Genomic DNA, 21,993 nt, shown 5'->3' with positions numbered 1-21,993 from the left:
TCGACGACGGCACGGGGGATGCCGCCGACCACCATGGAGGAGAGATGACCGAACCGGTCTGGGGGCCCGTGCACCGGGACATCGTCGACCTGCTGGCCGACCATCCCGCGGACGTGCCGGCCGTGGTCGATCACCTCACCAAGCTTCAGGACATGCTGGTGCGGCTGCCTCCGTTGGAGGCCAGTTGCCCACTGGCCGACTTCAACAGGCTCTATCTGACCATCACCAGCAGTGTGCTGGACGGGCTGTACGACGACCGCTTCGTCGACCCGGCGTTCCTCTCCCGGCTCGACGTCGAGTTCGCGGCGCGGTATTTCGACGCGATGCGGCTGTGGACCGACTCCAGCCCGGGCACGCCGAAGGCGTGGTCGTGTCTCTTCGAGCGGATGCGTGGGCCGGACGCCCGCCCGTTGCCCTCGGCGGCGGCCGGGGTGAACGCGCACATCAACTTCGACCTGCCGTTCGCCCTGGTGACCACGTTCGACCACCTGGAGTCGGAGCCGGTCGACGGCAGCGACCAGCACCACGACTACCTGGAGATCAACAAGATCTTCGCGGACAAGATCCCCGGCCTGCGCCGGGGCTATCTGGAGCGGTGGCAGCTGCTCATCGACATGCTCAACGGCGACATCGACGACTGGTACCAGGGGGAACTGGTCGAGTACACCCGCGATGTCGCCTGGCGTAACGCGCAGAAGATCTGGCGGTGCCGGCACGACCCGGACGCCCGCGAGTGTGAGCGCATGCGGTTGGACGACAACGCCGCGGCGCTCGGCCGGCTGCTGCTCTCGCCCCTCGGGGCGTTTCTGCAGTAGTCGGGACGGGGGGCCCCCGCGCTCCGCCCCGTGGGGGGCGGCGGAGCGCGGGGGTGCGTCCCACCAGCTCCACCCACCCCGCGTGGTCGCCCGACTTCGGTCGGCCCTCGGGGAGAACAGCCGGTCGGCCCGGGGGGTGTCGACCGTCTGCCACCGTCGGCCGGCCCGGGGGGTGCCGGCCGGCGGTGGGGGAGGGCGGCGACGGCGCGAGATTAGGTGGTGTCGGCGGGCGCGCAACGGGTACGCCCGCGCCATGACCGTCCTGGCCCGGCACCGTCCCGCCGCCCGACCCCGGCCGGCGCGGCCCGGGCCCCTGCGGCCGGGTGGCCCGGTGTCGCGGCCCACGGCCCGGCCCGGTGCGCGATGACCGAGGCCGCGACGCGGTTTCCGTTCCGCTTCGATCCGGCGTTCCGCCCGGTGCTGGCGCTGCTGGGGGTCCGCCCGGCGACGGCCTGGGTGGCCGTGACCGACCGGGACCTGACGATCCGGTACGGGCCGTGGTGGCTGCGGACCCGCCGGGACAACGTGACCGCCGTCGAGTTGAGCGGTCCGTACCGCTGGTGGCGGGTGATCGGGCCGCACCTGTCGTTGGCCGACGGGGGCGCGAGCTTCGGCACCAGCACGGCCGGCGGGATCTGTCTGCGCTTCGGTGAACCGGTGCCGGCCCTGATACCCGGCGGTCGCCCACGGCACCCGGCGGCCACGATGACCGTCACCGACCCGCCGGCGCTGGCCCGGCTGCTCGCCGTCCCGGACCTGTCCTGAGCAGGTCGTCCACGTCCCCGTTTCCGCAGGCCGGGCCCCCGGCCACCGCCTACCGTCGGATCAGGACCTGTGAGGGTGGGACGGACGATGGGTGACGAGCACCGGGCGAAACCACGACGCTGGAGTGGACGCCGGCACACGCCGAACGGGCCGGACCCGGCGCTGCGGGCGGCCCGCGACCCGGCCCGCCCGCACCGGAGCGGCCGGCACGGCGTCGTGGTGCCCGAACGCGTGCCCACGCCGGTCCGTTCGGGGCCACCGGCGAGCCGACTGCGCCGGTGGCTCTTCCAGCATCAGGTGCAGCCACCCGGCCCGGAGGCGACCGAGGGGCAGGAGCGCAGGCACGCCTGGTGGCAGGTGATGTGCCTGACCGGCGTGGACTACTTCTCCACCCTGTCGTACCTGCCGGGCATCGCGGCGGTGGCGGCCGGCGCGCTCTCCCCGCTGGCGACCCTCCTGATCGTCGCGCTCACCCTGTTCGGCATGCTGCCGATGTACCGGCGGGTGGCCCACGAGAGCCCGCACGGCCAGGGGTCGGTGGCGATGCTGGAACGGCTGCTGCCGTTCTGGCGGGGCAAGATCTTCGTCCTGGTGCTGCTGGGCTTCGTGGCGACCTCCTGGATCATCACGATCACCCTCTCCTCGGCCGACGCCACAGTGCACCTGCTGGAGAACCCGTACCTGCCCGACGCCATGCACGGCCCCCTGGTGCCGGTCGTGGTGACCGTCGCGTTGCTGCTCATCCTCGGCGGGGTGTTCCTGCTCGGGTTCCGCGAGGCGGTGGTTGTCGCCATCCCGCTGGTCGCGGTCTTCCTGGTGCTCAACGCGGTGATCGTCGTGGTCGCGGTCGTCCGGATCGTCGGCGACCCGAACATCGTGTCGGACTGGACCGCCGCGTTGACCGAGACCGGTGGCGGGCCCGGCGGTGTGCTGCTCACCGCCGTGCTGGCGTTCCCGCTGCTGGTGCTGGGGCTGTCCGGTTTCGAGACCGGGGTCAGCATGATGCCCCTGATCTCGGCCGACGGTCCGGACAAGCAGGCCCGACTCGCCGCTCGGATCCGCAACACCCGCCGGCTGCTCACCACCGCCGCCCTGATCATGTCGGTGTACCTGATCTCGACGACGTTCGTGACCACGGCGCTCATCCCGGAGGAGGAGTTCCGCCCTGGTGGCGCCGCGAACGGGCGGGCGCTGGCGTTCCTGGCCCACACCTACCTGGGGGAGGTGTTCGGCACCGTCTACGACGTGAGCAGCGTGCTCATCCTCTGGTTCGCCGGCGCCTCGGCGATGGCCGGGCTGATCAACATCGTGCCGCGCTACCTGCCCTCGTACGGCATGGCGCCGGAATGGGCGCGGGCGGTGCGCCCGGTGGTGATCGTCTACACGGTGGTCAGCGTGGCCATCACCATCGCCTTCCGGGCCGACGTCAACGCCCAGGCCGGGGCGTACGCCACCGGCATCCTGGCGATGATGGTCTCCGGCGCGGTGGCGGTGACGATCTCCGCGGCCCGACGGCACCAGCGCGCCGCCGCGATCGGCTTCACGGTGCTGACCCTGGTGCTGCTGTACGCGCTGTTGGAGAACGTCGTCGAGCAGCCGGACGGGATCACCATCTCCGCGCTGTTCATCCTCGGCATCATCGTGGTCTCGCTGGTCTCCCGGGTCACCCGGACCACCGAGTTGCGTGCCGAGCGGATCGAGTTCGACGAGCTGGCCCGTCGGTTCATCACCGAGTCGCTTGCCCACGACGGGCAGCTGCACCTGATCGCGAACAAGCGGCAGCAGGGCTCGGTGAAGGAGTACACGGTCAAGGAACGGGCGCAGCGGGGGATGAACCCGGTGCCCGGGGCCGCGGACGTGCTGTTCCTGGAGATCGACGTGGTCGACCCGTCGGGGTTCAGCCAGGTGCTGCAGGTGCACGGGATCGAGGTGGGGGGCTTTCGTGTGCTGCGGGCCAGCAGCCCGGCCGCGCCCAACGCGATCGCCGCGATCCTGCTGGCCCTGCGCGACGCTACCGGGGTACGTCCGCACGCGCACTTCGAGTGGTCGGAGGGGAGCCCGATCGCGCACCTGGCGCGCTATCTCATCCTCGGCCGTGGAGACACCCCGCCGGTGGTACGGGAGATCATCCGTCGGACCGAGCGGGACCCGCTGCGTCGGCCGGGGATCCACGTCGGCGGGTGACCGGCTGCCCTTTTGGTGGGTTCCAGAGATGAATAAGGGCACTATTCACGTTCACACCTTCTTGTCCGTATTGCGGACTTATCGTGACGTCTGGTGGTCGACGGTACGTCGAGCGCCCCGCGCCCGGATCGGGGCGCGGTCACGGTAGGCAGGCAGGAAGGTAGGCATTCTTGATGTCCACGTACCCAGGAGGAGACCGCGCGACCCGACCCAGACGGCGGTCCCGATGGTTCCTCGCCAGCGGCTTCCTGGCGGGGAGCCTGGTCGTGGGAGCGGCCGGCGTTGCCGGCGTGGCCGCCGCCGCGGACCGCGCCCTCTCCCTCCCCGGTCTGGGCCGACTGAGCGCGACGGCCGGAAGCGAAGACGACCGCCGGGCCGACGACCAGCGTGGGGAGGGGCGCGGCAAGGACGGTGCCGAGCGGGCCCGTCCGGCCACCCCGGGCACCGGCAAGCGCGGTGTGGTGTCGGTGCCCTGCGACGCCGCGAAGCTGGTGGCGGCGCTGGTGACGGCCAACGCCGAGGGCGGCGCGGAACTCCGGCTCGCGCCCAAGTGCCGCTACACCCTCACCGAGGCGTTCCACGAGACCGACCAGTACGACGGTGGGATCCGGGACGCACGGGAAGCGGCCGACGCCGCGGAGACCCCCGGTGACGCCGAGGCGCCGCCGCACAACCCGGCCGACGACACCGCCGGCCTGCCGGTGATCTACCAGCCCATCACGATCGACGGCGCCGGAGCCACCATCGCCCGCGACGCCCAGGCCGCCGCGTTCCGGTTCTTCACCGTCCGCGACGGCGGCGAGTTGACCCTGCGCGACGTGGAACTGCACAACGGCCGCTCGGCCATCGAGGGCGGCAGCGTGCACGTGGTGCACGGGGCGACAGCGGTGGTGGAGCGGGTCACCGTCACCCAGAGCACCTCGCTGTCCCCCGAGGGCGGCGGCGGAGGCATCTTCAACGACGGCAACATGGTGGTCACCGACTCGACCTTTATCGGCAACAGCGCATCCGGCGCCGCGGGCAAGGGCGGGGGCCTGCTCAACGGTGGGGTGCTGACGCTGAAGCGATCCGAGTTCCACCGCAACAGCGCCAACGGGTACGGCGGCGGGCTCGGCAACTACCGTGGCGCGGCCGACGTGGAGAGCGTCTCGTTCACCCAGAACAGCGCCAGCCAGGGCGGTGGGCTGGCCAGCTTCTCGGCCCGGACCAAGGTCTCCGACACCGAGCTGCTGAACAACACCGCGCAGGTCGGCGGGGGTGCCGCGAACTCCGACGCGGTGCTGGTGATGCGCACGATGACCATCCGCGGCAACACCTCCACCGTCAACGGTGGCGGCATCTCGACCGTGAAGGGCCTGACGCCACTCGACGACAGCGTGGTCGAGGGCAACACCACCCACGGCCTCGGCGCCGGCATCTACGCCGAGAAGGCGAACCTGCTGGTACGCGGCAGCGACGTGACCCGCAACGAGGCCGTCGGCGCCGCCTCCAAGGGGGGCGGCATCTACGCGACGGCGGGTTCGGTGGCCATCTACACCAGCAAGGTCACCCACAACGCGTCGACGGTGAAGCCCGGCGGCATCTTCGCCTCGCACGCCCAGGTCAAGATCGACGATGAGAGCGTGGTCGTCGAGAACGAGCCGACCAACTGCGAGGGCAGCCAGGCGCCGATCGCGCACTGCTTCCGCTGAGCGGACCCGCGCACGACCCGCGGTGAGCGGACCTGCGCGCACAACTCGCGCTGAGCGGACCCGCGCAACCGGCCGCCCCGACGATCAGTCGGGGCGGCTCGGTGCGTCCCGCTCGCGTGCGGCGCTCGGAGCGGTCGAGGCGTCAGGTGCGGCGGCCGTCAGGTCATCGCCCGGAGACGGCCGGCGAGGTCGCCGGCGAAGAAGTCGAGGAAGCCGTCCGGGTCGGGGCCGGCGTTCTGCAGCACGATGTGGTCGAAGCCGGCTTCGACGTACGACCGGACCTTGGCGACGTGCGGCTCCGGGTCGGGGCCGATGGCGAAGAGTTGGCGGATGTGCTTCTCCTCGACGTACGCGCTGGCCGCGTCGAAGTTGACCGGGTTCGGCAGCTCGCTCATCACCTTCCAGCCGGTGACCATCCACCGGCTGGTCTGCAACACCGCCTGCACCGCCTGCTGCTCGTCGGTGGCCCAGGCCAGCGGAACCTCGGCGTAGCGTGGGCCCGACCCGTTCGCGCGTCGGTAGTGCTCGACGATGGACGCCTCCGGCTCGGTGGCGAACAACCCGTCGCCGAGTTCGGCGGCCAGCCGGGCCGACGCCTCGCCGCTGGCCGCGACCGCGATCACCGGTGGGGTGTCCGGCAGGTCGAAGATCCGGGCGTCCTCCAGTTGCAGGTGCCGGCCCTCGTACGACTGGTATCCGCCCTGCCAGAGCAGCCGGATGATTTCCAGTGCCTCGCGTAGCCGTTCGTGTCGGCCCCGCACGCTGGGGAATCCCTGGCCGACGACGTGCTCGTTGAGTCGCTCGCCGGCGCCCACCCCGAGGGTGAACCGCCCGTCGGAGACCAGTGCCATGGTCGCCGCGGCCTGCGCGATGATCGCCGGGTGGTAGCGCACGGTCGGGCAGGTGACGCCGGTGGCCAGCCGTAGCGTGCTGGTCCTGGCCGCGATGGCGCCGAGCACGCTCCAGGTGAACGACGAGTGGCCCTGCGTGTCGAGCCAGGGGTGGAAGTGGTCGCTCATCTCGACGAAGTCGAAACCGGCCTGCTCGGCCATGACGGCCTGCTCGGCCATGACGGCCTGCCGGATGATCTCCTGGGGGCCGTAGCCCTCCGAGGCCAGCTTGTAGCCGATCTGCATGGCACGCTCCGATTCCGTCCGCCGGTCGACGCCGGGTCGGCTTCCCGCCCTCGCCGTCGACAAACGCCGCCCAGCCCTGCAAACCAGCCTCCTAGGACGGCTTACGGGGTGTGTGGTCGTCCGCGCGGCCCGTGATCCACTCGGGTTTCCGGAAATCGGGCTGTCGCCGAGCCTCGGATACCGCGACTTCCAGGAACTCGAGTCGATCAGCGCTCGGAGCCCGCCGCGTCAGGGCCGACGCGGAGGGCTGCCTCACCGGCAACGTGCCGAGCCCGACGGGCGGGGCGGGAGCCAGCGCGACGGCAACCCTCTGCGTCAACAGCGCCGGCTACGCCTGGCTGTACACGAACCGCACCAACACGGTCACCGACAAGAAGGACGACGGGTACGCCGCCCGCGTGTACGTCTACTGGGCACAGCAGTACGCCGGTGCGATCGCCGTCGACGAGACCAGCAACGCCGGAAGCGTGCGGCTGCGGTGGGAATCCGGCGCGGGCACCTCGTATCGCTGGACTGAGGTCTTCGTCTGCATGGGCTACGCGAGGCCCGAAGACTACAACGGCCGCTGCGACTCGGTTGTCTACAACAGCTGAGCCGTTCCTACCGAACGTGCACCGGCCCGTGCCCCCGGTCAGGGGGCACGGGCCGGAGTGCGTTCGACCTACTTAGAGGGTTCGGGCAGCTTGCAGTCGACCTTGGGGTTGGCGCCGATGTAGTTCAAGGGCCCGGCCACGATGGTGACCAGGATGGTGCCGGCCTCGGCGCAGTTGGTGTCGTCGCCGCTGTAATAGCCTCGCTGGCCACCGGCGATTGCGCCGATCACCAACCAGATCACGACGATGACTCCGAGTATCGAGGTGCCGCGCATCGCTGCCTCCTGGGGGAATGTGGTGGATCTGAGGTGCAGGCGTTGTACCCAATCGGGTCACGCGGCTAACGGTTGCCCGCCACGACCCCCGGGGGATCGTCCGTCCGGCCGATGCCGTCCGCCGTTGAGTACCGCCCGCGCATCGGCCACCCGCACCGGGTCACGCGAATCGGCTATCGGATCGCCGACCGACCTCGCCGTCGTACGGGGCGGTGGACGTAGAACTGCCTCAGCGCCCCGCCGAGGAGGACTCATGGACGCCCCGTCACCGCCCCTGTACATCGACCGCCCCGAGGACGTCGCGGTCGCGGCCCGCGCGCTGGCTGGCGGCGCGGTCGTCGCGGCGGCGTTCGCCAACTTCTACGTCATCGTCACGCGTCCCGACGCGGACACCGTCGGCCGGGTCAACCTCGCCAAGGGGCGTCCGGTCAACCAGGTCGGCAGCATCACCACCGCGATCGGACGGATCCCGGGAATGTTCGACTGGACCCGAATTTCACCCCGGTTGCCGGTTGGTCGGGTGCGGGCGTTGATGGACGCCCTCTACGGCGCCGGGCCGTTCGGCTTCCGGGGCCCGGCGGCGGAACGGCTCCCCGAGCACCTCGTCCAGGTCGACCAGGGAGTACGAACCACCCAGGTGATCGCCCCGGGCCTGACCTGCCCGTCCAACGCCTTCTTCGAGCGGGCGCTCGCCGAGACCGGGTCGGACCACCTCTACATCACCTCGGCGAACCGGTCCCGCCATCTCACCGGCACGGCCGAGGAACCGGCGCACTGGAAGGCCGGGGGCCTCGCCGCCGACTTCGCCCACCTCGACGACCTGGTGGTGCTCCTGCACCGGAACGAGGCGGCGGCCCGCGCGGCGTACCCGGGCTACCTCACCACCTCGGTCACCCTGCTCTCCTTCCACGCGCCGGAGGGTGAGCTGGAGGAGCCGCCCGTGCTCACCGTGGACCGGCACGGGTCGCTGCACCTCGACGACGTCCGCCGCGCGGCCGCGCCGCTCGGCCTGCAGGTGCGCCTCGGCGGCACCGCCCGGCAGCGGTTGCAGGTCCGGGGGTACGCCGGGGCGCTGGTGTGAGCGACTACCGGGTCGGCCTGGTGGTGCCCAGTTCGAACACCACCATGGAGACCGAGATCCCGGCGATGCTGCGCCGACGTGAGATCGTCGACCCGACGGTCCGCTTCACCACGCACTCCAGCCGCGTACGGCTGCGCCAGGTGACCCTCGACGAACTGGCCCGGATGAACCGCTCCGCCGTCCGGTGCGCCGCCGAGCTGGCCGACGCCCGCTGCGACGTCCTCGCGTACGCCTGCCTGGTGGCGGTGATGTGCGAGGGCGCCGGGGCGCACGAGCGGGCCGAGCGGCGGTTGGGCCGCGCGGCCGGTCGTGCCGGGCACGACATGCCGGTGGTGACCAGCGCGGGCGCGTTGGTCACCGGGCTGCGGGCGTTGGGTGCCCGCCGGGTGGCCCTGATCGCGCCGTACCTGCCGCCGTTGACCGCGACCGTCGCCGCCTACCTTGCCGCGCACGGCGTGCAGGTGACCGACGCGGTGAGCCTGAGCGAGCCGGACAACGTGGCGGTGGGACGCATCCCCACGTCCCGCCTGGTGGAGCTGGCCGACCGGCTGGACGTGACCGACGTGGACGCTGTGGTTCTCTCCGCCTGCGTGCAGCTGCCGTCGTTGGCGGCGGTGCCGCAGGTGGAGGCCCGCCTCGGCCGCCCGGTGCTCACCGCGGCCACCGCCACGGTGCACCAACTGCTGACCGGTCTGGGCGTCGAGCCGTACGTGCCGGACGCCGGCCTCCTGCTGGCCGGGACGGCCCGCTGACCCGCCGATGCCGCGGTGGGCCGGTTCAGTGCGGTGGGCTGGCTCAGTGCGGTCAGCCGGCTCAGTGCGGTGGGCTGGGGGCCTCCGGCGGCTTGCCGTAACTGCGTCGGAAGTCCGCGTACGCCACGCCGGCCAGCACCAGCAGGGCGCCGAGGGAGGCGAACACCGGTGGCAGGTACAGCACGGCGGGCGCGATGGTGAGCAGCGCCAGCACCCCGCCGGGGCGGGACCACGACACCCGGCTGAACACCTCGTACTCGAAGGAGGCCCGTCCGGTCAGGAAGAGTGCCGGACCGCCGAGGATCACCGCCGCCCAGGCCGGTGGCGTCCGGCCGCTCGGTTCGAGCAGCACGAGGTGGAACCCGGAGGCCGTGGTCACCACCCCGGCGACCATCAACAGATGGGTGTACGGCGCGGTGAACAGGAACTTGCTCGGCGACGCCGATCCCTTGATGGCCATCGGTAGGAGCTGACCGGACTTGTGCACGTAGATTCGCCAGAGCAGCAGGGTGGTCAGGAACGCCACGGCGAACGCGCCGATGTTCTCCGTCTCGCTGTGCTGCGCGCTGAACATGGTGCCGATAATCAGGATCGCGTCGCCGAGGGCGATGATGAAGAACTGCTGGTAGCGCTCGGAGAGGTGCTCCGCCGTCACGTTGCGCTGGGGTTCCGGCACCATCCCGAGCCCGGGCACCGGGTACGCGAGGCGGAAACCGATGTAGTCGATGGCGAGGGCGATGGCCCAGCACACCAGCCGGGCGTCGTCGCTGACGAACCCGCCGATGATCCACGGGATCGCGGACACCGCGAACCAGATGAAGATGCGTACCGCCCGACGCTGGGTCTGCGGTTCTCGGCGTACCGCCGGCATCAGGAACAGCCCGCGCCCCAGGTGGATCGCCACGTAGGTGCCGGCGAAGACGAGCCCGCGGTCCTTGAACGCCTCCGGGATCGCCGTGGTCATCAGCAGCGCGCCGAACATCACGGCGCTGATCAGCAGCTTGATCTCGGTGCGTTCCGGGTTGTACAGGTCGGTGACCAGGGTGGTGATCACCCAGGTCCACCAGACGGCGGCCAGCATGATCAGTGCCTGACCGGCCCGGTGCCAGTCGAGCTGGTCGACCAGTCCGCGGGAGATGAGGGCCAACGCGACCACGTACACAAGGTCGAAGAAGAGTTCGAGAAGTGTCACCCGGCGCGGGGCCGCCGGATCACGCACCGGAGGGCGGCGGGGCCCAGGTGACCCGGGCTCCGGCGCGGCGAGGTTCACGGGATTCTCCTGCGGAACCGGTCGACTCGACGGACCCGTCCGGTCCACCTCCCCGGACGGTAACGATCGGTCGACGGCACGGCCCCGAATTCGCCGGCCCTTCCCCCAACCGGGGCTGATCGACTCGGGTTCCTGTAAGTCGGGGTGTCCGGGTCGGTCGGATTGGCGCGGTTTCCTGTAAGGCGAGTCGATCACCGTGCGCCTTGTCCGTCGGTTCGGCGTGCGGCCCTGCGGTGTTCCGACCCGCACGGACGAGCCCCCGGCCTACCGTCGCGTTGGACGGTGGGCCGAGGGCTCGGTCTCGGGCGTCAGGCCTGGTTGCTGCTCGGCAGCACCGCGGCCATCTCCTCACCAGCTCCGGCGAGCACACGGGCCTGCTGCGGCCAGCTGGCCAGCCCGGGCGCGGCGCGCAGACCGGCGGCACGGATCAGGTCGCGCAGCGCCGGCTCGTCCAAATCGCCGAGCTGGCCGTACGTGCGCACGCCGGCGTCCTGCAACGCCGCCGCCATCTTCGGGCCGATCCCCTGGATGCGGCGGAAGTCGTCGGCCGGGCCCGTCGGGTCGCCCTCGTAGGTGCTGATCGCGGTGTCGGCGGTCGAACGGACCGGAGGGGTCGCGCTCACGGTCGGCCGGACCGGGGGCGTGGCCACCGCCGCATGCACCGGCTCAGTGTCCACCGACTCAGCGTCAGCGTCGGTGCTCACCGCGTTGGTGTGCACCGCGTCCGCGTCCGTCGACTTCGCGTCCACCCGGTGAGAGTCCGCCGGGTCCACGTCCACCGCGTCGGTGGTCACCGGTGCCTCCGCCGGATCGGCCACCGTGGCCCGGGTCTCGACATCGTCGGCCGGGGTGGCCGCGACCGCATCGTCGGCCGGGGTGGCCGCGACCGCATCGTCGGCCGGGGTGGCCGCGACCGCATCGTCGGCCGGGGTGCTGTCGAGCGGCGTGCTGTCAACGTGCGGGAGGTCGTCCGCAGGCTTACGAGGGGCGATCACGGCCGCCGGGGCGGGCTGCTCATCGACCTCGACCGGTTCGGGGGTCGACTCCACAACGGGCTCCGACCGCAGCTCGGCCGGGTCGGGCTGCTCGGCGGCCGGCACGGGCGGCGGGGCCTCGGTCAGCGCCATGTCGCCCGGGTCGATAGTGCTCGGTGCTTCCGTCGGGACGGGAACCGGGGTGGGACCGTCCGCAGCGGTCACCGCGGCTGGCGCGCTGACCGTGTCCACCGGCACCGGCTCGTCCGCGACGGCGGTCGGGGCCGGGTCGACGGCGGCCGCGGGCTGGACCTCGTCGGTGGTGGCCGCCGGCGTCGGCGTGGAGATCACGGCCAGGCCGGCGACGGGGTCACCTTCCACAATCGAGTTGCCTTGTACGCCCCGCCGGCCGCGCAGCAACCATCCGGCGGCCAGTCCCAGCAACAGTGCCAGTACCACTATCAGCGAGTGTCCGATAGACCACGCCACGGCGAACCTCCCTCTCAGCTCGTTGGATAAGTCACGAGAAAAACTCGCCGCAGCTTCGCACACGCGTATTGCGGGCGAGAGACAGGATCGGCCAGGGACGTTGTGCGTGGGGCGACCACCTCAGCCGGTGCCCGCCGAGTGACACAGCGTTGCGTCAAGAAGCACAAAGCCAGGCCCGACGGGAGCCGGCGACGCGGACGAAGCCAGCGCCGCGACGAGAGCCAGCGACTCGACGAGATAAGCCCGGACAGGACGAGACCCGGGCCCGGCGCGGAACGCCGAACCCGGGTCGACGGGCTGTTGCCCGGGTCAGTCCTGATCGCCCTCGTAGGTGTGGAAGTCGTCGACGAACCGGCGGCGCAGTCGCGGCACCCGGCTGGTCACTCCGAAGTAGCCGCGTGCCCCGAGCAGCGCGAGCCGGCCCACCACCGGCCGGTACATCCGGTCGTCGCCGCTGGTGCCGCTGCGGTTCAACGATTCGGCGACCCGCGCGAAGCCGTACGGCGCCATGGCGGCCTCGTAGTCCGCCACCGCCTGGAGCAGCGTCTTGTCTCCGGTGGTGGCCCGGGTGAGCTGCTCGCAGAGCAGGCGGGCGTCGCGCAGGGCGGTGTTCGCGCCGACACCGCGACCGGGGGTCATGGTGTGGATGGCGTCCCCGAGCATGGTGACGGTGCTGCTCTTCCAGGGAGGCACCGGTTCGGACGTCGACACGTTGATCGGGAGGACGCTGGCCGGGTCCGCGCGGGTGAGCAGTTCCCGCAGGTTCGGGTGCCAGTTGGTGGTGAGTTCCAGGGCGACCCGTACGAGGTCCTCGCCTCGTCGTTCCATCACGTCGGCGGGGAACCGGCGGGTGGCACTCCAGATGATCAGGTTGATGTTGTCGGTGGTGGTGTCGTCGGACAGGCCGGGCCACTGCCGCAGCAGGGCGGCGTCCGCGTCGCTGACGCCGGGCTTGATCGCCCGTTCGGCGTCCCACTTGAAGTCCATGACGTGCAGCACGCCCATTATCCCGCCGATGCCGAAGATCAGTGAGATGCCCTGGCGGACGCGTTCCGGGACGAGATCGCGGGTGTGTGCGGTCAGCGGGATGCGGGTGGCGATGTTGATGGTGCCGGCGTCGCGGGTGACGGCGTGCGGCAGGTACTGCCGGCGTACCGCCGAGTGTGTGCCGTCCGCCCCGACCAGCAGGTCACCGGTGGCGCTGGTGCCGTCGGCGAAGTATGCGGTGACCGTGCCGTCGTCGCGCTGCTCGTACCGGGTGAAGGTCTTGTCGAAGTGCACCGCGTCGTCCAGGCCGGTCAGCAGCACGTGGCGCAGCACCATCCGGGCCACCGAGTGTTCGGTGTGCACCGGGTCGGCGCTGGGCCGTAGCGCGAACGACGCGGTCTGGCGCAGCCCCTGGGTGACCACGTTGAAGTAGTGCGGTGGCCGCGCGCAGGTGGCCAGGAAGGTGGCGAACAGTTCCGGGGGCAGGCACTCGCGCAGTGCCCGGCTACCGGTGGGGCCGATGCCGACGCGGTAACCGAGCAGCCCGTCGGTGCGGTCGCGGTGCCGTTCGTAGACGGCGACGGTGATCCCGGCCCGGCGCAGGCCGTGCGCCAGGCAGAGTCCGCCGGTGCCGGCGCCGATGATCAGTACGTGCGGTGGGGCGGCGGACATCTCAGCCAGCCGGGTGCGCGGCAGGTGTGTCGGTGCTGGCCGGGCGCGCTGCGGGAGCGCCTGCACTGGCTGGGCGTGCTGCGGGCGCGTCGGTGCTGGTCGGGCCGCTGGCGTCCCACCGGTAGAAGCAGCTGGCGATGGCGTCGCGGGGAGAGCGCCAGGTCGGCAGGTACGGCGACGTGTGCGCGGAGAGCCGCTCGTTGACCTGCTGGAAGAGCGGGTGGTTGCGGGCCGCCGCGAGGGCGTCCGGGTCGACGTCCGAGGTCTCCAGCAGGTGTACGCACAGGTCGTGCAGGCAGTACAGGGATCGGTGCGTGACGCCGGTCAGACCGGGCAGTTCGGTGGCGTCGGATTCGGCGAAGATCTGCGCGACCCGCCCCTCCGCGCCCGGGATGATCCGGCTGACGATCAGTAGACGACTCATGGGACCCCTTCCGCCGGTGGCTTTCCGACCCTCGGACCGGCGCCACGTGCTCTGTGCGCCCACCGTGCCGCAGCGCCTGTCACGTCACCGTCACGTACGCCGGCCGGCCGGTGACGGGCGATCGGTGACGGCGTCCCGGCTGGCCTGGCGGATCGGGGCGAGCGTGTCTTCGAGCAGGGCGGACATCGCAGGGCTCGGCTCCAGGCGCAACTCCCTGCGCAGCAGGTCCCGGTAGACGTAGAAGGCGTGGACGGCTTCGAAGGCGTTGCCCTCGGCGAGGTGGATGCGGACGACCAGCCGGTGCGGTGTCTCGCGTAACGGTTCGGCGGCCATCGCCTCCAGCGCGGCTTCGAGGGCCTCGCCGTGTCGCCCCGCGGTCAGGTGGTGTCCGGCGACCTGTTCCAGCATGTGCAGGCGCAGTTGGCGCAGTCTCTCCCGGTCCAGCAACACCCAGTCGTCGTACCATCCGGGGAGCAGGTCGTGTCGTCCGGCGGCGAGCGCCCCGGCGGCGGTGCGGGGGTCGTCGCCGTCGCGGACCCGGGTCGCGGTGCCGACCAGGTCGTCCACGTCGAGCCGGACCGCCGTGCCGAGTCGTACGGTGTCGCTGGCCATGGTCATCGGGCAGCACGGGTCCTGACGGAGTCGCCACAGCGCCGTGCGCAGGGAGGACAGCGCGCGTTCCTCGGAGGCGTCGGGCCAGAGCAGCCCTGCGAGTTGGCTGCGGGTGGCGCCGGGGCGCAGCCCGATCAGCGCGATCACCCGTTGCAGCCCGCGCGGCACCACGACCGGTACGGCGTCGCGCAGCAGGCGGAAGCCGCCGAGCAGGTGGAGTGAGACGCCCTCCTCGGGCGGTTCTCCGGCGGTCGGCACGGACGGATCAGCGGCCACGGCGGCACCCCCTGCGGGACGCTCGTCCCGACTGTCTGCTGTGTCCCGGATCGGTTGCCCGTGACGCCACTGTCGACCTCACCACTGACGGCGGGGCCGGGCGCGGCCCCGCCCGCTGAGGCCGCCGGGCTGGCCACCGTGAAGATTATCAATAGCGGTCACGGTGAGTCAACGCCGACGTGGGCCTTCTATTCGCGACAGTCAACCTGAGATCGGTTCTGAACTGGGCAAACATCTGACCGTTCCGTCGTCCCGGGCGCGCTCGACGCATAGCTGATACACAGGTTGCGTCAACGCAGCGTCACCGTCATGCGTAGCTGATCATCCCTTCACGGTGACGCCGCCGTGACGAGGATTGCCGCATCGTGTCGGCAGTCGTCCAGCGCGTCCGGGGGCGACCCGTCGCCGGCCGGACGCCGTGGGGGGAGGCCTGTATGGACCGATCGCTGATCGTTGCGAAGGTGGATCCGACCGCCGAGGAGCGGGTCGCCGAGATCTTCGCCGAGTCGGACGCGACGGAGCTGCCGCGCCTGGTCGGCGTCCGGCACCGTTCGCTGTACCGCCTGCACGACCTCTACGTGCACCTGCTCGAAACCGAGCAGCCGGCGGAGGGCGCGGTGGAGTCCGCCCGTGGTCACCCCGAGTTCATCCGGGTCAGCGACCGCCTGCGCCCGTACGTCTCGCCGTACCTGCCGACCTGGCGTTCGCCGCGCGACGCCATGGCGCAGTGCTTCTACCGCTTCGACGCCCCGGACCCCGGACGGCGGTCGTGACGGCCATCGCCCGCCGCGAGGAGCAGCTCTGGTCCCGCTGCGCCGGCTGCGCGAGCCTGCTCTACCGCAAACGGTTGCGCCGCAACCTGGACGTCTGCCCCGAGTGCGGTGAGCACGCCCGACTCGGCGCACCGGAACGGCTGCGCCAACTCGTCGACCCGGGATCGTTGCGTCCACTGTCCGACCTGCTGCCGGAGGCGGACCCGATCGACTTCGTCGACGTGCTGCCGTACCCGCACCGGCTCACCGCCGCGCGGGCCAGCACCGGCCTGGCCGAGGCGGTCGTCTGTGCCACGGCCACCATCGGCGGGCACCCGGTCGCCCTGGCCGTGATGGACTTCCGTTTCCTCGGTGGCAGCCTGGGCTGCGCGGTGGGTGAGCTGATCACCCGGACCGCCGAGCGGGCGCTGGACGACCGCGTCCCGCTCGTCCTGGTCACCGCCTCGGGCGGGGCGCGGATGCAGGAGGGCGCGCTGTCGTTGATGCAGATGGCCACCGTCAGCCAGGCCATCGCCGCGCTGCGGGAGGCGGGTCTGCTCACCGTGAGCGTTCTCACCGATCCGACCTACGGCGGGGTGGCCGCGTCGTTCGCCACCAACACCGACCTGGTGCTCGCCGAGAGCGGCGCGCGGATGGGCTTCGCCGGCCCCCGGGTGATCCGTCAGGTCACCGGCCGGGCGCTGCCGGAGGGTTTCCAGACCGCCGACTTCCTGCTCCGGCACGGTCAGGTCGACATGGTGGTGCAGCGTCGGTCACTGCGCGGGCGGCTGGTGGCGCTGCTGGCCGCGACCCGCGCCGGCCGTGCGGCCCGCGCCGGCCACCCGCCCGTACCCCGGCAGGAGCCGGCGTCGCGCCGCGAGCGCCTCGCCGACGACGATGCCGCCCTGGCGCGGCCAGCGGGCCCGGCGGCGGCCGTGGCGCCGTCACCCACTCCGGGGGCGGGCCAGACGCCGGCGGTACGCGACGCCTGGGACACCGTCCGGATGGCGCGTCACCCCGCTCGACCGACCACACTGGACTACCTCGACTCGGTCTTCGACGGGTTCGTGGAACTGCACGGTGACCGCCTCGGCGGTGACTGCCCGGCCATCGTGGGCGGTGTGGCCCGGCTGGCCGGCCGGCACGTCATGGTCATCGGCCACCAGAAGGGGCACACCACCGCCGAACTGGTCGCCCGCAACTTCGGCATGGCCAGCCCGGCCGGGCACCGCAAGGCGTTGCGGCTGATGCGCCTGGCCGCCCGGCTCGGCCTGCCCGTGGTGACCCTCGTGGACACCCCCGGCGCCGACCCCGGCGTGAGCGCCGAGGAGCAGGGCCAGGCAGCGGCCATCGCGGAGAACATCCTGTCCCTGACCGTGCTGCCCACGCCCGTGCTGGCGGTCATCACGGGTGAGGGCGGCAGTGGCGGCGCCCTGGCGTTGGCGGTCGCCGACCGGGTGCTGATGCTGGAGAACGCCGTCTACTCGGTGATCAGCCCCGAGGGCTGCGCCGCCATCCTCTGGCCGGACCGGTCGGCGGCGCCGCAGGCCGCCCGCGCGCTGCGACTGACCGCGCCCGACCTGTGCCGGCTCGGCGTGGTCGACGAGGTCGTGCCGGAGCCGTCGGGCGCCGCGCACGACGACCCGGCGGAGACCGCCCACCGGTTGCGGGCCGCCCTGCTGGCCAACCTGCTGCCGCTGCTGGACGTGCCGCCCGCCATGCTGGTCCGCCTCCGTCGGCAGCGCTTCCGACGGTTCGGGACAACCCGTGGCGTCAACCGGGCAGGTGTCCGGTGACCGCCGGCGACGGGTCGGTGTCGACCGTCGAGGCGCCCGACGACACCGAGGTGGGCGGCGAGGAGGCACTGGCCGGGCTGCGCCGGCAGGCACAGCACCTGATCGCCGAGCTGGCCGGCCCGGTGCGCCGGGTCCGGCTGCGCAGCGGGCCGGCGGTGCTCGAAATCGAGTGGCACCCCGAAGAGGCGACCCGACCGGACGTACTCCCTGCTCCGGTTCAGGCGACGGCGCTGCCGGTCGCGCCGGCACCCGGCCCACCGGCGGCCCTGATCCGGCCGTCGGTGCCCGGTCGCGCCGTGGTGCGAGCGCCGATCGTCGGGACCTTCTACCGCTCGCCGGAGCCCGGCGCGAGGCCGTTCGTCGCGGTGGGTGACCTGGTCCGCCCGGGCCAGCCGGTCGCCATCGTCGAGGCGATGAAGCTGATGAACGAGGTGATCGCCGACCGCGCCGGCCGGGTGGTCGCGGTCCTCGTCGAGGACGGCCAGCCGGTGGAGTACGACCAGCCGCTGGTCGAACTGGACCCGGCATGACGGCGCGGGGTGGTTGAGCATGTTCGAGACCGTCCTGATCGCCAACCGGGGCGAGATCGCGCTGCGGGTGCTGCGCGCCTGCAAGGAGCTGGGCGTACGGACGGCGGTGGTCTACTCCGCCGCGGACGCCGACTCGGCGGCGGTCCGACTCGCCGACCAGGCCATCCGGATCGGGCCGGCGTCGAGCCGACGCAGCTACCTCAACGCCGCGGCGATAGTGGAGGCGGCTCGGCAGGTGGGCGCGCAGGCCGTGCACCCGGGCTACGGGTTCCTGTCCGAGGACGCCGACTTTGCCGAGATCTGCGTGGACAACGGCCTGATCTTCATCGGCCCGCCGCCCGCGGTGATGGCCGCGTTGGCCGACAAGTCCTCGGCGCGGGCGCTGATGAGCCGCGCCGGTCTGCCCCTGTCGCCGGGCAGCATCGCGCCGGTGCCGAACGCCGCAGCCGCGGCCGAGGTGGCCGAGGCGGTCGGTTACCCGGTGATCGTGAAGGCCGCCGCCGGGGGTGGTGGCCGGGGGATGACGGTGGTGCACACCCCGGGCGAGCTGCGTCGGGCCTACACCCGGACCCGGGCCGCCGCCCAGGCCGCCTTCGGCGACGACAGGGTGTACGTCGAGCGGTACCTCACCGAGGCGCGGCACGTGGAGGTGCAGGTGCTCTGCGACTCCCACGGCAACGGCGTGCACCTGGGCACCCGGGACTGCTCGGTGCAACGCCGGCACCAGAAGCTGGTGGAGGAGGCACCCGCCCCGGCACTGCCCGCCGCCGTTCTCGACACCATCGCCGAGACGGCGCTGCGGGGTGCCCTCGAGGTCGGCTTCGTCGGCGCCGGCACGTTGGAGTTCCTGGTCGACGCCGAGGAACGGTTCCACTTCCTGGAGATCAACTGCCGGATCCAGGTGGAGCATCCGGTCACCGAGATGGTCACCGGGATCGACCTGGTGCACGAGCAGCTGCACATCGCCGCCGGGGTGCCGCTGCGCTGGCGGCAGGAGGAGATCCGCCTGCACGGTGTCGCTGTGGAGTGCCGGGTCAACACCGAGGACCCCGAGCGCGGTTTCGCTCCCACTCCCGGCCGCTTGGAGCGTTTCACCCCACCGGGTGGACCGTTCACCCGGGTGGACACCCACGCCAGCGCGGGCTACCTCGTCGGCCCCTGGTACGACTCGCTGCTGGCGAAGGTGATCGTCTGGGCGCCCGACCGGGAGCTGGCCCTCAACCGGCTGGAGCGCGCCCTCGACGAGTTCGACATCGCGGGGCCGGGCGTGCACACCACCATCCCGTTCGTCCGGCGGGTGCTCGACGACGCCGCATTCCGCAAGGGCCGCTACACCACGGGCCTGGTCGACCGTCTGCTCGGCGTGCCCGGTGCCGCGCCCGCGCAACGGCCGACGGCCACCCCCGCCCCGCGCCCCGCGCCCGCCGCAAAGCCCGACGCAACCCACAGGAGGACCCGATGACCGTCACCCATGGTCGCCCGATGACCGCCGAGATCACCGACATCCTGGTGGCGCACTGCGGGCTGGACGCCGACGCCGCGGCCCGGGCGCCCGCCGCGTCGCTGGAGGAGCTGGGCATGGACTCCCTCGCCCTGCTGGAGCTCTCCGCGGTCGTCGCCGACCGGTGGCAGGTGACCATTCCCGAGCAGGCCGGGCAGCTCAGCATTCCGGCGGTGGCCGACCTGGTCACCCGCCGCGCCGACCCACCCGGGCACACCGAGAACAGCGTGGTCCTCGACGCGCCGCTCGCGCTGGTCTGGGAGGTCACCAACGACGTGGCGAACTGGACGGAGCTGTTCACCGAGTACGCAGTGGTGGAGATCCTGCACCGCGACGGGCACACCGTGCGGTTCCGGCTCACCATGTACCCCGACGAGAACGGGGTGTCGTGGAGCTGGGTCAGTGAGCGCACCGCCGACCCGGTGAGCCGCCAGGTGCGGGCACACCGGGTGGAAACCGGGCCGTTCGAGTACATGCGCATCCACTGGCGCTACACCGAGGAAGCCGGCGGCACCCGGATGACCTGGACGCAGGACTTCGCGATGAAGCCGACCGCACCTGTCGACAACGCCGGGATGACCGAGCGGATCAACACCAACAGCGTCATCCAACTCGCAGTGATCAAGGACCGGGTGGAGCGGATCGCCCGGCAGCGCGCCGACCAGGGTCGCCCGGCGGCCACCGACCAGACGACGGAGGCCGACGATGAGTGACCTGAGCACCCGGCCGATCGCCGCCCAGGACGTACCCGCCGACCGGCGTCGCGGCGGTGAGCTGCGGGTGCTGCTCGGCCCCCGCACCGTCGGCAGCACCTCGGGCTTCCTCGGGGTGGCCGCGCTCGCGCCGGGGGAGCGGATCGCCGAGCACTACCACCCGTACAGCGAGGAGTTCCTGTACGTGGTGCGTGGCGCGATCACCGTCGACCTGGACGACCAGCCGACGCTCCTGGCCGCCGGGGAGGGACTGTTCGTCCCGGTGAACGTGCGGCACCGACTGCGCAACACCGGCGTCGAACCGGCCGAGGTGGTCTTCCACCTGGGCCCGCTCGCCCCCCGCCCCGAGTTGGGGCACGTCGACACCGAGTTGGTCGAGCAGCGGGGCGGGTCATGACCGGTCGTCGCACTGTGGTGACCGGCGTCGGGGTGGTCGCTCCGGGCGGCGCCAGCCGGGACCGCTTCTGGAAGACCATCACCGAGGGGCGGACCGCCACCCGGCGGATCAGCTTCTTCGACCCGTCGCCATTCCGGTCCCAGATCGCGGCGGAGTGCGACTTCGACCCCGTCGCGGCGGGGCTCACCGAGGCGGAGCGACGCCGGTCCGACCGGTACGTGCAGTTCGCGCTGGCCTGCGCCGCGGAGGCCGTAGCCGACGCCCAGTTGGTGCTGACCGACGCCGAGCGGAACCGGGCGGGGGTGGTGCTGGGCACCGCCGTGGGCGGGACGATGGCGCTGGAACAGGAGTACGTCACGGTCAGCGAGCACGGCAGCCGCTGGTTGGTCGACGCGGCGCGCGGCGGCCCGTACCTCTATCAGGCGTTGGTGCCCAGCAGCCTCGCCGCCGACGTGGCCTGCCGGTACGGGCTGCACGGTCCGGCGCAGGTCGTGTCGACAGGGTGCACCTCCGGCATCGACGCGATCGGCTACGCCCACCAGATGATCGTGGACGGTGAGGCGGACGTGATGCTGGCCGGGGCTGCCGACTCGCCGATCTCGCCGGTCACCGTCGCCTCGTTCGACGCGATCAAGGCGACCAGCCCGGACAACGACGACCCGGCGCACGCCTCCCGCCCGTTCGACGCCGACCGGCACGGGTTCGTGCTGGCCGAGGGTGGGGCGGTGCTGGTGCTGGAGGAGGCCGGGCACGCGCTGCGGCGGGGGGCGCACATCTACTGCGAGGTGTCCGGCTATTCCAGCCGCAGCAACGGCTTCCACATGACCGGGCTGCGGCCGGACGGGCTGGAGATGGGCCTGGCCGTGACCGACGCGCTCAAGCAGGGCCGCATCCTGCCCGAGCAGGTCTCCTACATCAGCGCGCACGGCTCGGGGACCCGGCAGAACGACCGGCACGAGACGGCCGCGTTCAAGCGGGCGCTGGGCCAGGCCGCGTACCGGGTGCCGATCAGCTCGATCAAGTCGATGGTCGGGCACTCGCTCGGCGCGATCGGGTCGATCGAGATGGCCGCGTGCGCGTTGGCCATCGAGTTCGGCGTGGTGCCCCCGACGGCGAACTGGAGCACCAGGGACCCGGAGTGCGACCTGGACTACGTGCCGAACGAGGCGCGGGAGGTCCCGGTGGACGTGGCCCTCTCGGTGGGCAGCGGGTTCGGCGGCTTCCAGTCGGCGATGGTGTTCCGCCGCCTGCCCGGAACGGTGGCGGCGTGAGCACCGCGCAGCACCGGGGCGCCCTACACACCGACGG

At 72.1% G+C, this 21,993-nt stretch carries 21 protein-coding genes; 14 read left to right on the top strand and 7 right to left on the bottom strand.

Annotation, left to right across the window (positions count from 1 at the left end; genetic code table 11):
• Positions 1–44 precede the first annotated feature (44 nt).
• The 4 genes from FBZ33_RS15375 (at position 45) to FBZ33_RS15360 (ending at position 5,455) form a co-directional block, all read left to right on the top strand.
• Positions 45–815, top strand: a complete 771-nt coding sequence (locus FBZ33_RS15375) for a DUF5995 family protein (RefSeq protein ID WP_099857509.1) — start codon at positions 45–47, stop codon at positions 813–815.
• A gap of 363 nt (positions 816–1,178) precedes the next feature.
• On the top strand, positions 1,179–1,580 hold the full coding sequence (locus FBZ33_RS15370; protein WP_141909568.1) for a PH domain-containing protein: 402 nt from the start codon (positions 1,179–1,181) through the stop codon (positions 1,578–1,580).
• 87 nt (positions 1,581–1,667) lie between these two features.
• Positions 1,668–3,764: an APC family permease gene (locus FBZ33_RS15365; RefSeq protein ID WP_141909567.1), complete on the top strand. Its 2,097-nt coding sequence runs from the start codon at positions 1,668–1,670 to the stop codon at positions 3,762–3,764.
• Between the two features lie 173 nt (positions 3,765–3,937).
• Positions 3,938–5,455 carry a hypothetical protein gene (locus tag FBZ33_RS15360; protein ID WP_141909566.1) on the top strand — a complete coding sequence of 506 codons (1,518 nt, stop codon included), beginning with the start codon at positions 3,938–3,940 and terminating at the stop codon, positions 5,453–5,455.
• A gap of 158 nt (positions 5,456–5,613) precedes the next feature.
• Here FBZ33_RS15360 and FBZ33_RS15355 read toward each other — a convergent pair whose 3' ends face one another.
• Positions 5,614–6,591 carry a TIGR03557 family F420-dependent LLM class oxidoreductase gene (locus tag FBZ33_RS15355; protein WP_141909565.1) on the bottom strand — a complete coding sequence of 326 codons (978 nt, stop codon included), beginning with the start codon at positions 6,589–6,591 and terminating at the stop codon, positions 5,614–5,616.
• Between the two features lie 263 nt (positions 6,592–6,854).
• Between FBZ33_RS15355 and FBZ33_RS15350 the strand changes: the two genes are divergently transcribed.
• On the top strand, positions 6,855–7,184 hold the full coding sequence (locus FBZ33_RS15350; RefSeq protein ID WP_141909564.1) for a hypothetical protein: 330 nt from the start codon (positions 6,855–6,857) through the stop codon (positions 7,182–7,184).
• 68 nt (positions 7,185–7,252) lie between these two features.
• On the opposite strand, the gene FBZ33_RS15345 is transcribed toward FBZ33_RS15350, so the two are convergent.
• Positions 7,253–7,459 (bottom strand): hypothetical protein, encoded by a 207-nt coding sequence (locus tag FBZ33_RS15345; protein ID WP_007460667.1) that lies wholly within the window; start codon positions 7,457–7,459, stop codon positions 7,253–7,255.
• A gap of 253 nt (positions 7,460–7,712) precedes the next feature.
• Here FBZ33_RS15345 and FBZ33_RS15340 point away from each other — a divergent pair, with 253 nt between their 5' ends.
• Both FBZ33_RS15340 and FBZ33_RS15335 read left to right on the top strand, forming a co-directional pair.
• Complete coding sequence (locus tag FBZ33_RS15340; RefSeq protein ID WP_141909563.1) at positions 7,713–8,540, top strand: hypothetical protein; 828 nt, start codon at positions 7,713–7,715, stop codon at positions 8,538–8,540.
• Positions 8,537–9,292, top strand: coding sequence for an aspartate/glutamate racemase family protein (locus FBZ33_RS15335; protein WP_141909562.1), 756 nt, complete (start codon positions 8,537–8,539; stop codon positions 9,290–9,292). The genes FBZ33_RS15340 and FBZ33_RS15335 overlap by 4 nt, the downstream gene beginning before the upstream one ends.
• Before the next feature lie 61 nt (positions 9,293–9,353).
• Here the strand turns inward: FBZ33_RS15335 and FBZ33_RS15330 are convergent, their stop codons facing one another.
• The 5 genes from FBZ33_RS15330 to FBZ33_RS15310 form a co-directional block, all read right to left on the bottom strand.
• Positions 9,354–10,562 carry a low temperature requirement protein A gene (locus FBZ33_RS15330; RefSeq protein WP_088948362.1) on the bottom strand — a complete coding sequence of 403 codons (1,209 nt, stop codon included), beginning with the start codon at positions 10,560–10,562 and terminating at the stop codon, positions 9,354–9,356.
• 308 nt (positions 10,563–10,870) lie between these two features.
• Positions 10,871–11,995, bottom strand: a complete 1,125-nt coding sequence (locus tag FBZ33_RS15325; RefSeq protein WP_141909561.1) for a hypothetical protein — start codon at positions 11,993–11,995, stop codon at positions 10,871–10,873.
• A 339-nt stretch (positions 11,996–12,334) separates the two neighbouring features.
• Positions 12,335–13,684, bottom strand: coding sequence for an NAD(P)/FAD-dependent oxidoreductase (locus tag FBZ33_RS15320; RefSeq protein ID WP_141909560.1), 1,350 nt, complete (start codon positions 13,682–13,684; stop codon positions 12,335–12,337).
• A 1-nt stretch (position 13,685) separates the two neighbouring features.
• A complete protein-coding gene (locus FBZ33_RS15315; RefSeq protein WP_370453012.1) occupies positions 13,686–14,108 on the bottom strand; it encodes a TcmI family type II polyketide cyclase in 423 nt (140 codons plus the stop codon).
• A 90-nt stretch (positions 14,109–14,198) separates the two neighbouring features.
• Positions 14,199–14,996, bottom strand: a complete 798-nt coding sequence (locus FBZ33_RS15310) for a BTAD domain-containing putative transcriptional regulator (RefSeq protein WP_141909559.1) — start codon at positions 14,994–14,996, stop codon at positions 14,199–14,201.
• A gap of 434 nt (positions 14,997–15,430) precedes the next feature.
• Between FBZ33_RS15310 and FBZ33_RS15305 the strand changes: the two genes are divergently transcribed.
• Genes FBZ33_RS15305 through FBZ33_RS15275 form a run of 7 tightly spaced genes read left to right on the top strand, consistent with a single transcriptional unit; the run spans position 15,431 to position 21,956 of the window.
• Positions 15,431–15,769, top strand: a complete 339-nt coding sequence (locus tag FBZ33_RS15305; protein WP_088948360.1) for a TcmI family type II polyketide cyclase — start codon at positions 15,431–15,433, stop codon at positions 15,767–15,769.
• Positions 15,766–17,544: an acetyl-CoA carboxylase carboxyltransferase subunit alpha gene (locus tag FBZ33_RS15300; RefSeq protein WP_141909558.1), complete on the top strand. Its 1,779-nt coding sequence runs from the start codon at positions 15,766–15,768 to the stop codon at positions 17,542–17,544. The genes FBZ33_RS15305 and FBZ33_RS15300 overlap by 4 nt, the downstream gene beginning before the upstream one ends.
• A gap of 17 nt (positions 17,545–17,561) precedes the next feature.
• The gene (accB, locus tag FBZ33_RS15295; protein WP_255509127.1) at positions 17,562–18,074 is read left to right on the top strand and encodes an acetyl-CoA carboxylase biotin carboxyl carrier protein; all 513 of its coding nucleotides are present in this window, start codon (positions 17,562–17,564) and stop codon (positions 18,072–18,074) included.
• 19 nt (positions 18,075–18,093) lie between these two features.
• The gene (locus FBZ33_RS15290; protein ID WP_141909556.1) at positions 18,094–19,536 is read left to right on the top strand and encodes an acetyl/propionyl/methylcrotonyl-CoA carboxylase subunit alpha; all 1,443 of its coding nucleotides are present in this window, start codon (positions 18,094–18,096) and stop codon (positions 19,534–19,536) included.
• Positions 19,533–20,288 carry an SRPBCC family protein gene (locus tag FBZ33_RS15285; RefSeq protein ID WP_141909555.1) on the top strand — a complete coding sequence of 252 codons (756 nt, stop codon included), beginning with the start codon at positions 19,533–19,535 and terminating at the stop codon, positions 20,286–20,288. The genes FBZ33_RS15290 and FBZ33_RS15285 overlap by 4 nt, the downstream gene beginning before the upstream one ends.
• Positions 20,281–20,685, top strand: a complete 405-nt coding sequence (locus FBZ33_RS15280; RefSeq protein ID WP_141909554.1) for a cupin domain-containing protein — start codon at positions 20,281–20,283, stop codon at positions 20,683–20,685. The genes FBZ33_RS15285 and FBZ33_RS15280 overlap by 8 nt, the downstream gene beginning before the upstream one ends.
• Positions 20,682–21,956, top strand: coding sequence for a beta-ketoacyl synthase (locus tag FBZ33_RS15275; protein WP_141909553.1), 1,275 nt, complete (start codon positions 20,682–20,684; stop codon positions 21,954–21,956). The genes FBZ33_RS15280 and FBZ33_RS15275 overlap by 4 nt, the downstream gene beginning before the upstream one ends.
• The last annotated feature ends 37 nt before the right edge of the window (positions 21,957–21,993 follow it).

Source organism: Micromonospora sp. A202 (assembly GCF_006715105.1).
GTDB lineage: Bacteria > Actinomycetota > Actinomycetes > Mycobacteriales > Micromonosporaceae > Micromonospora > Micromonospora zamorensis.
This window is presented reverse-complemented; position numbering and strand designations above follow the sequence as displayed.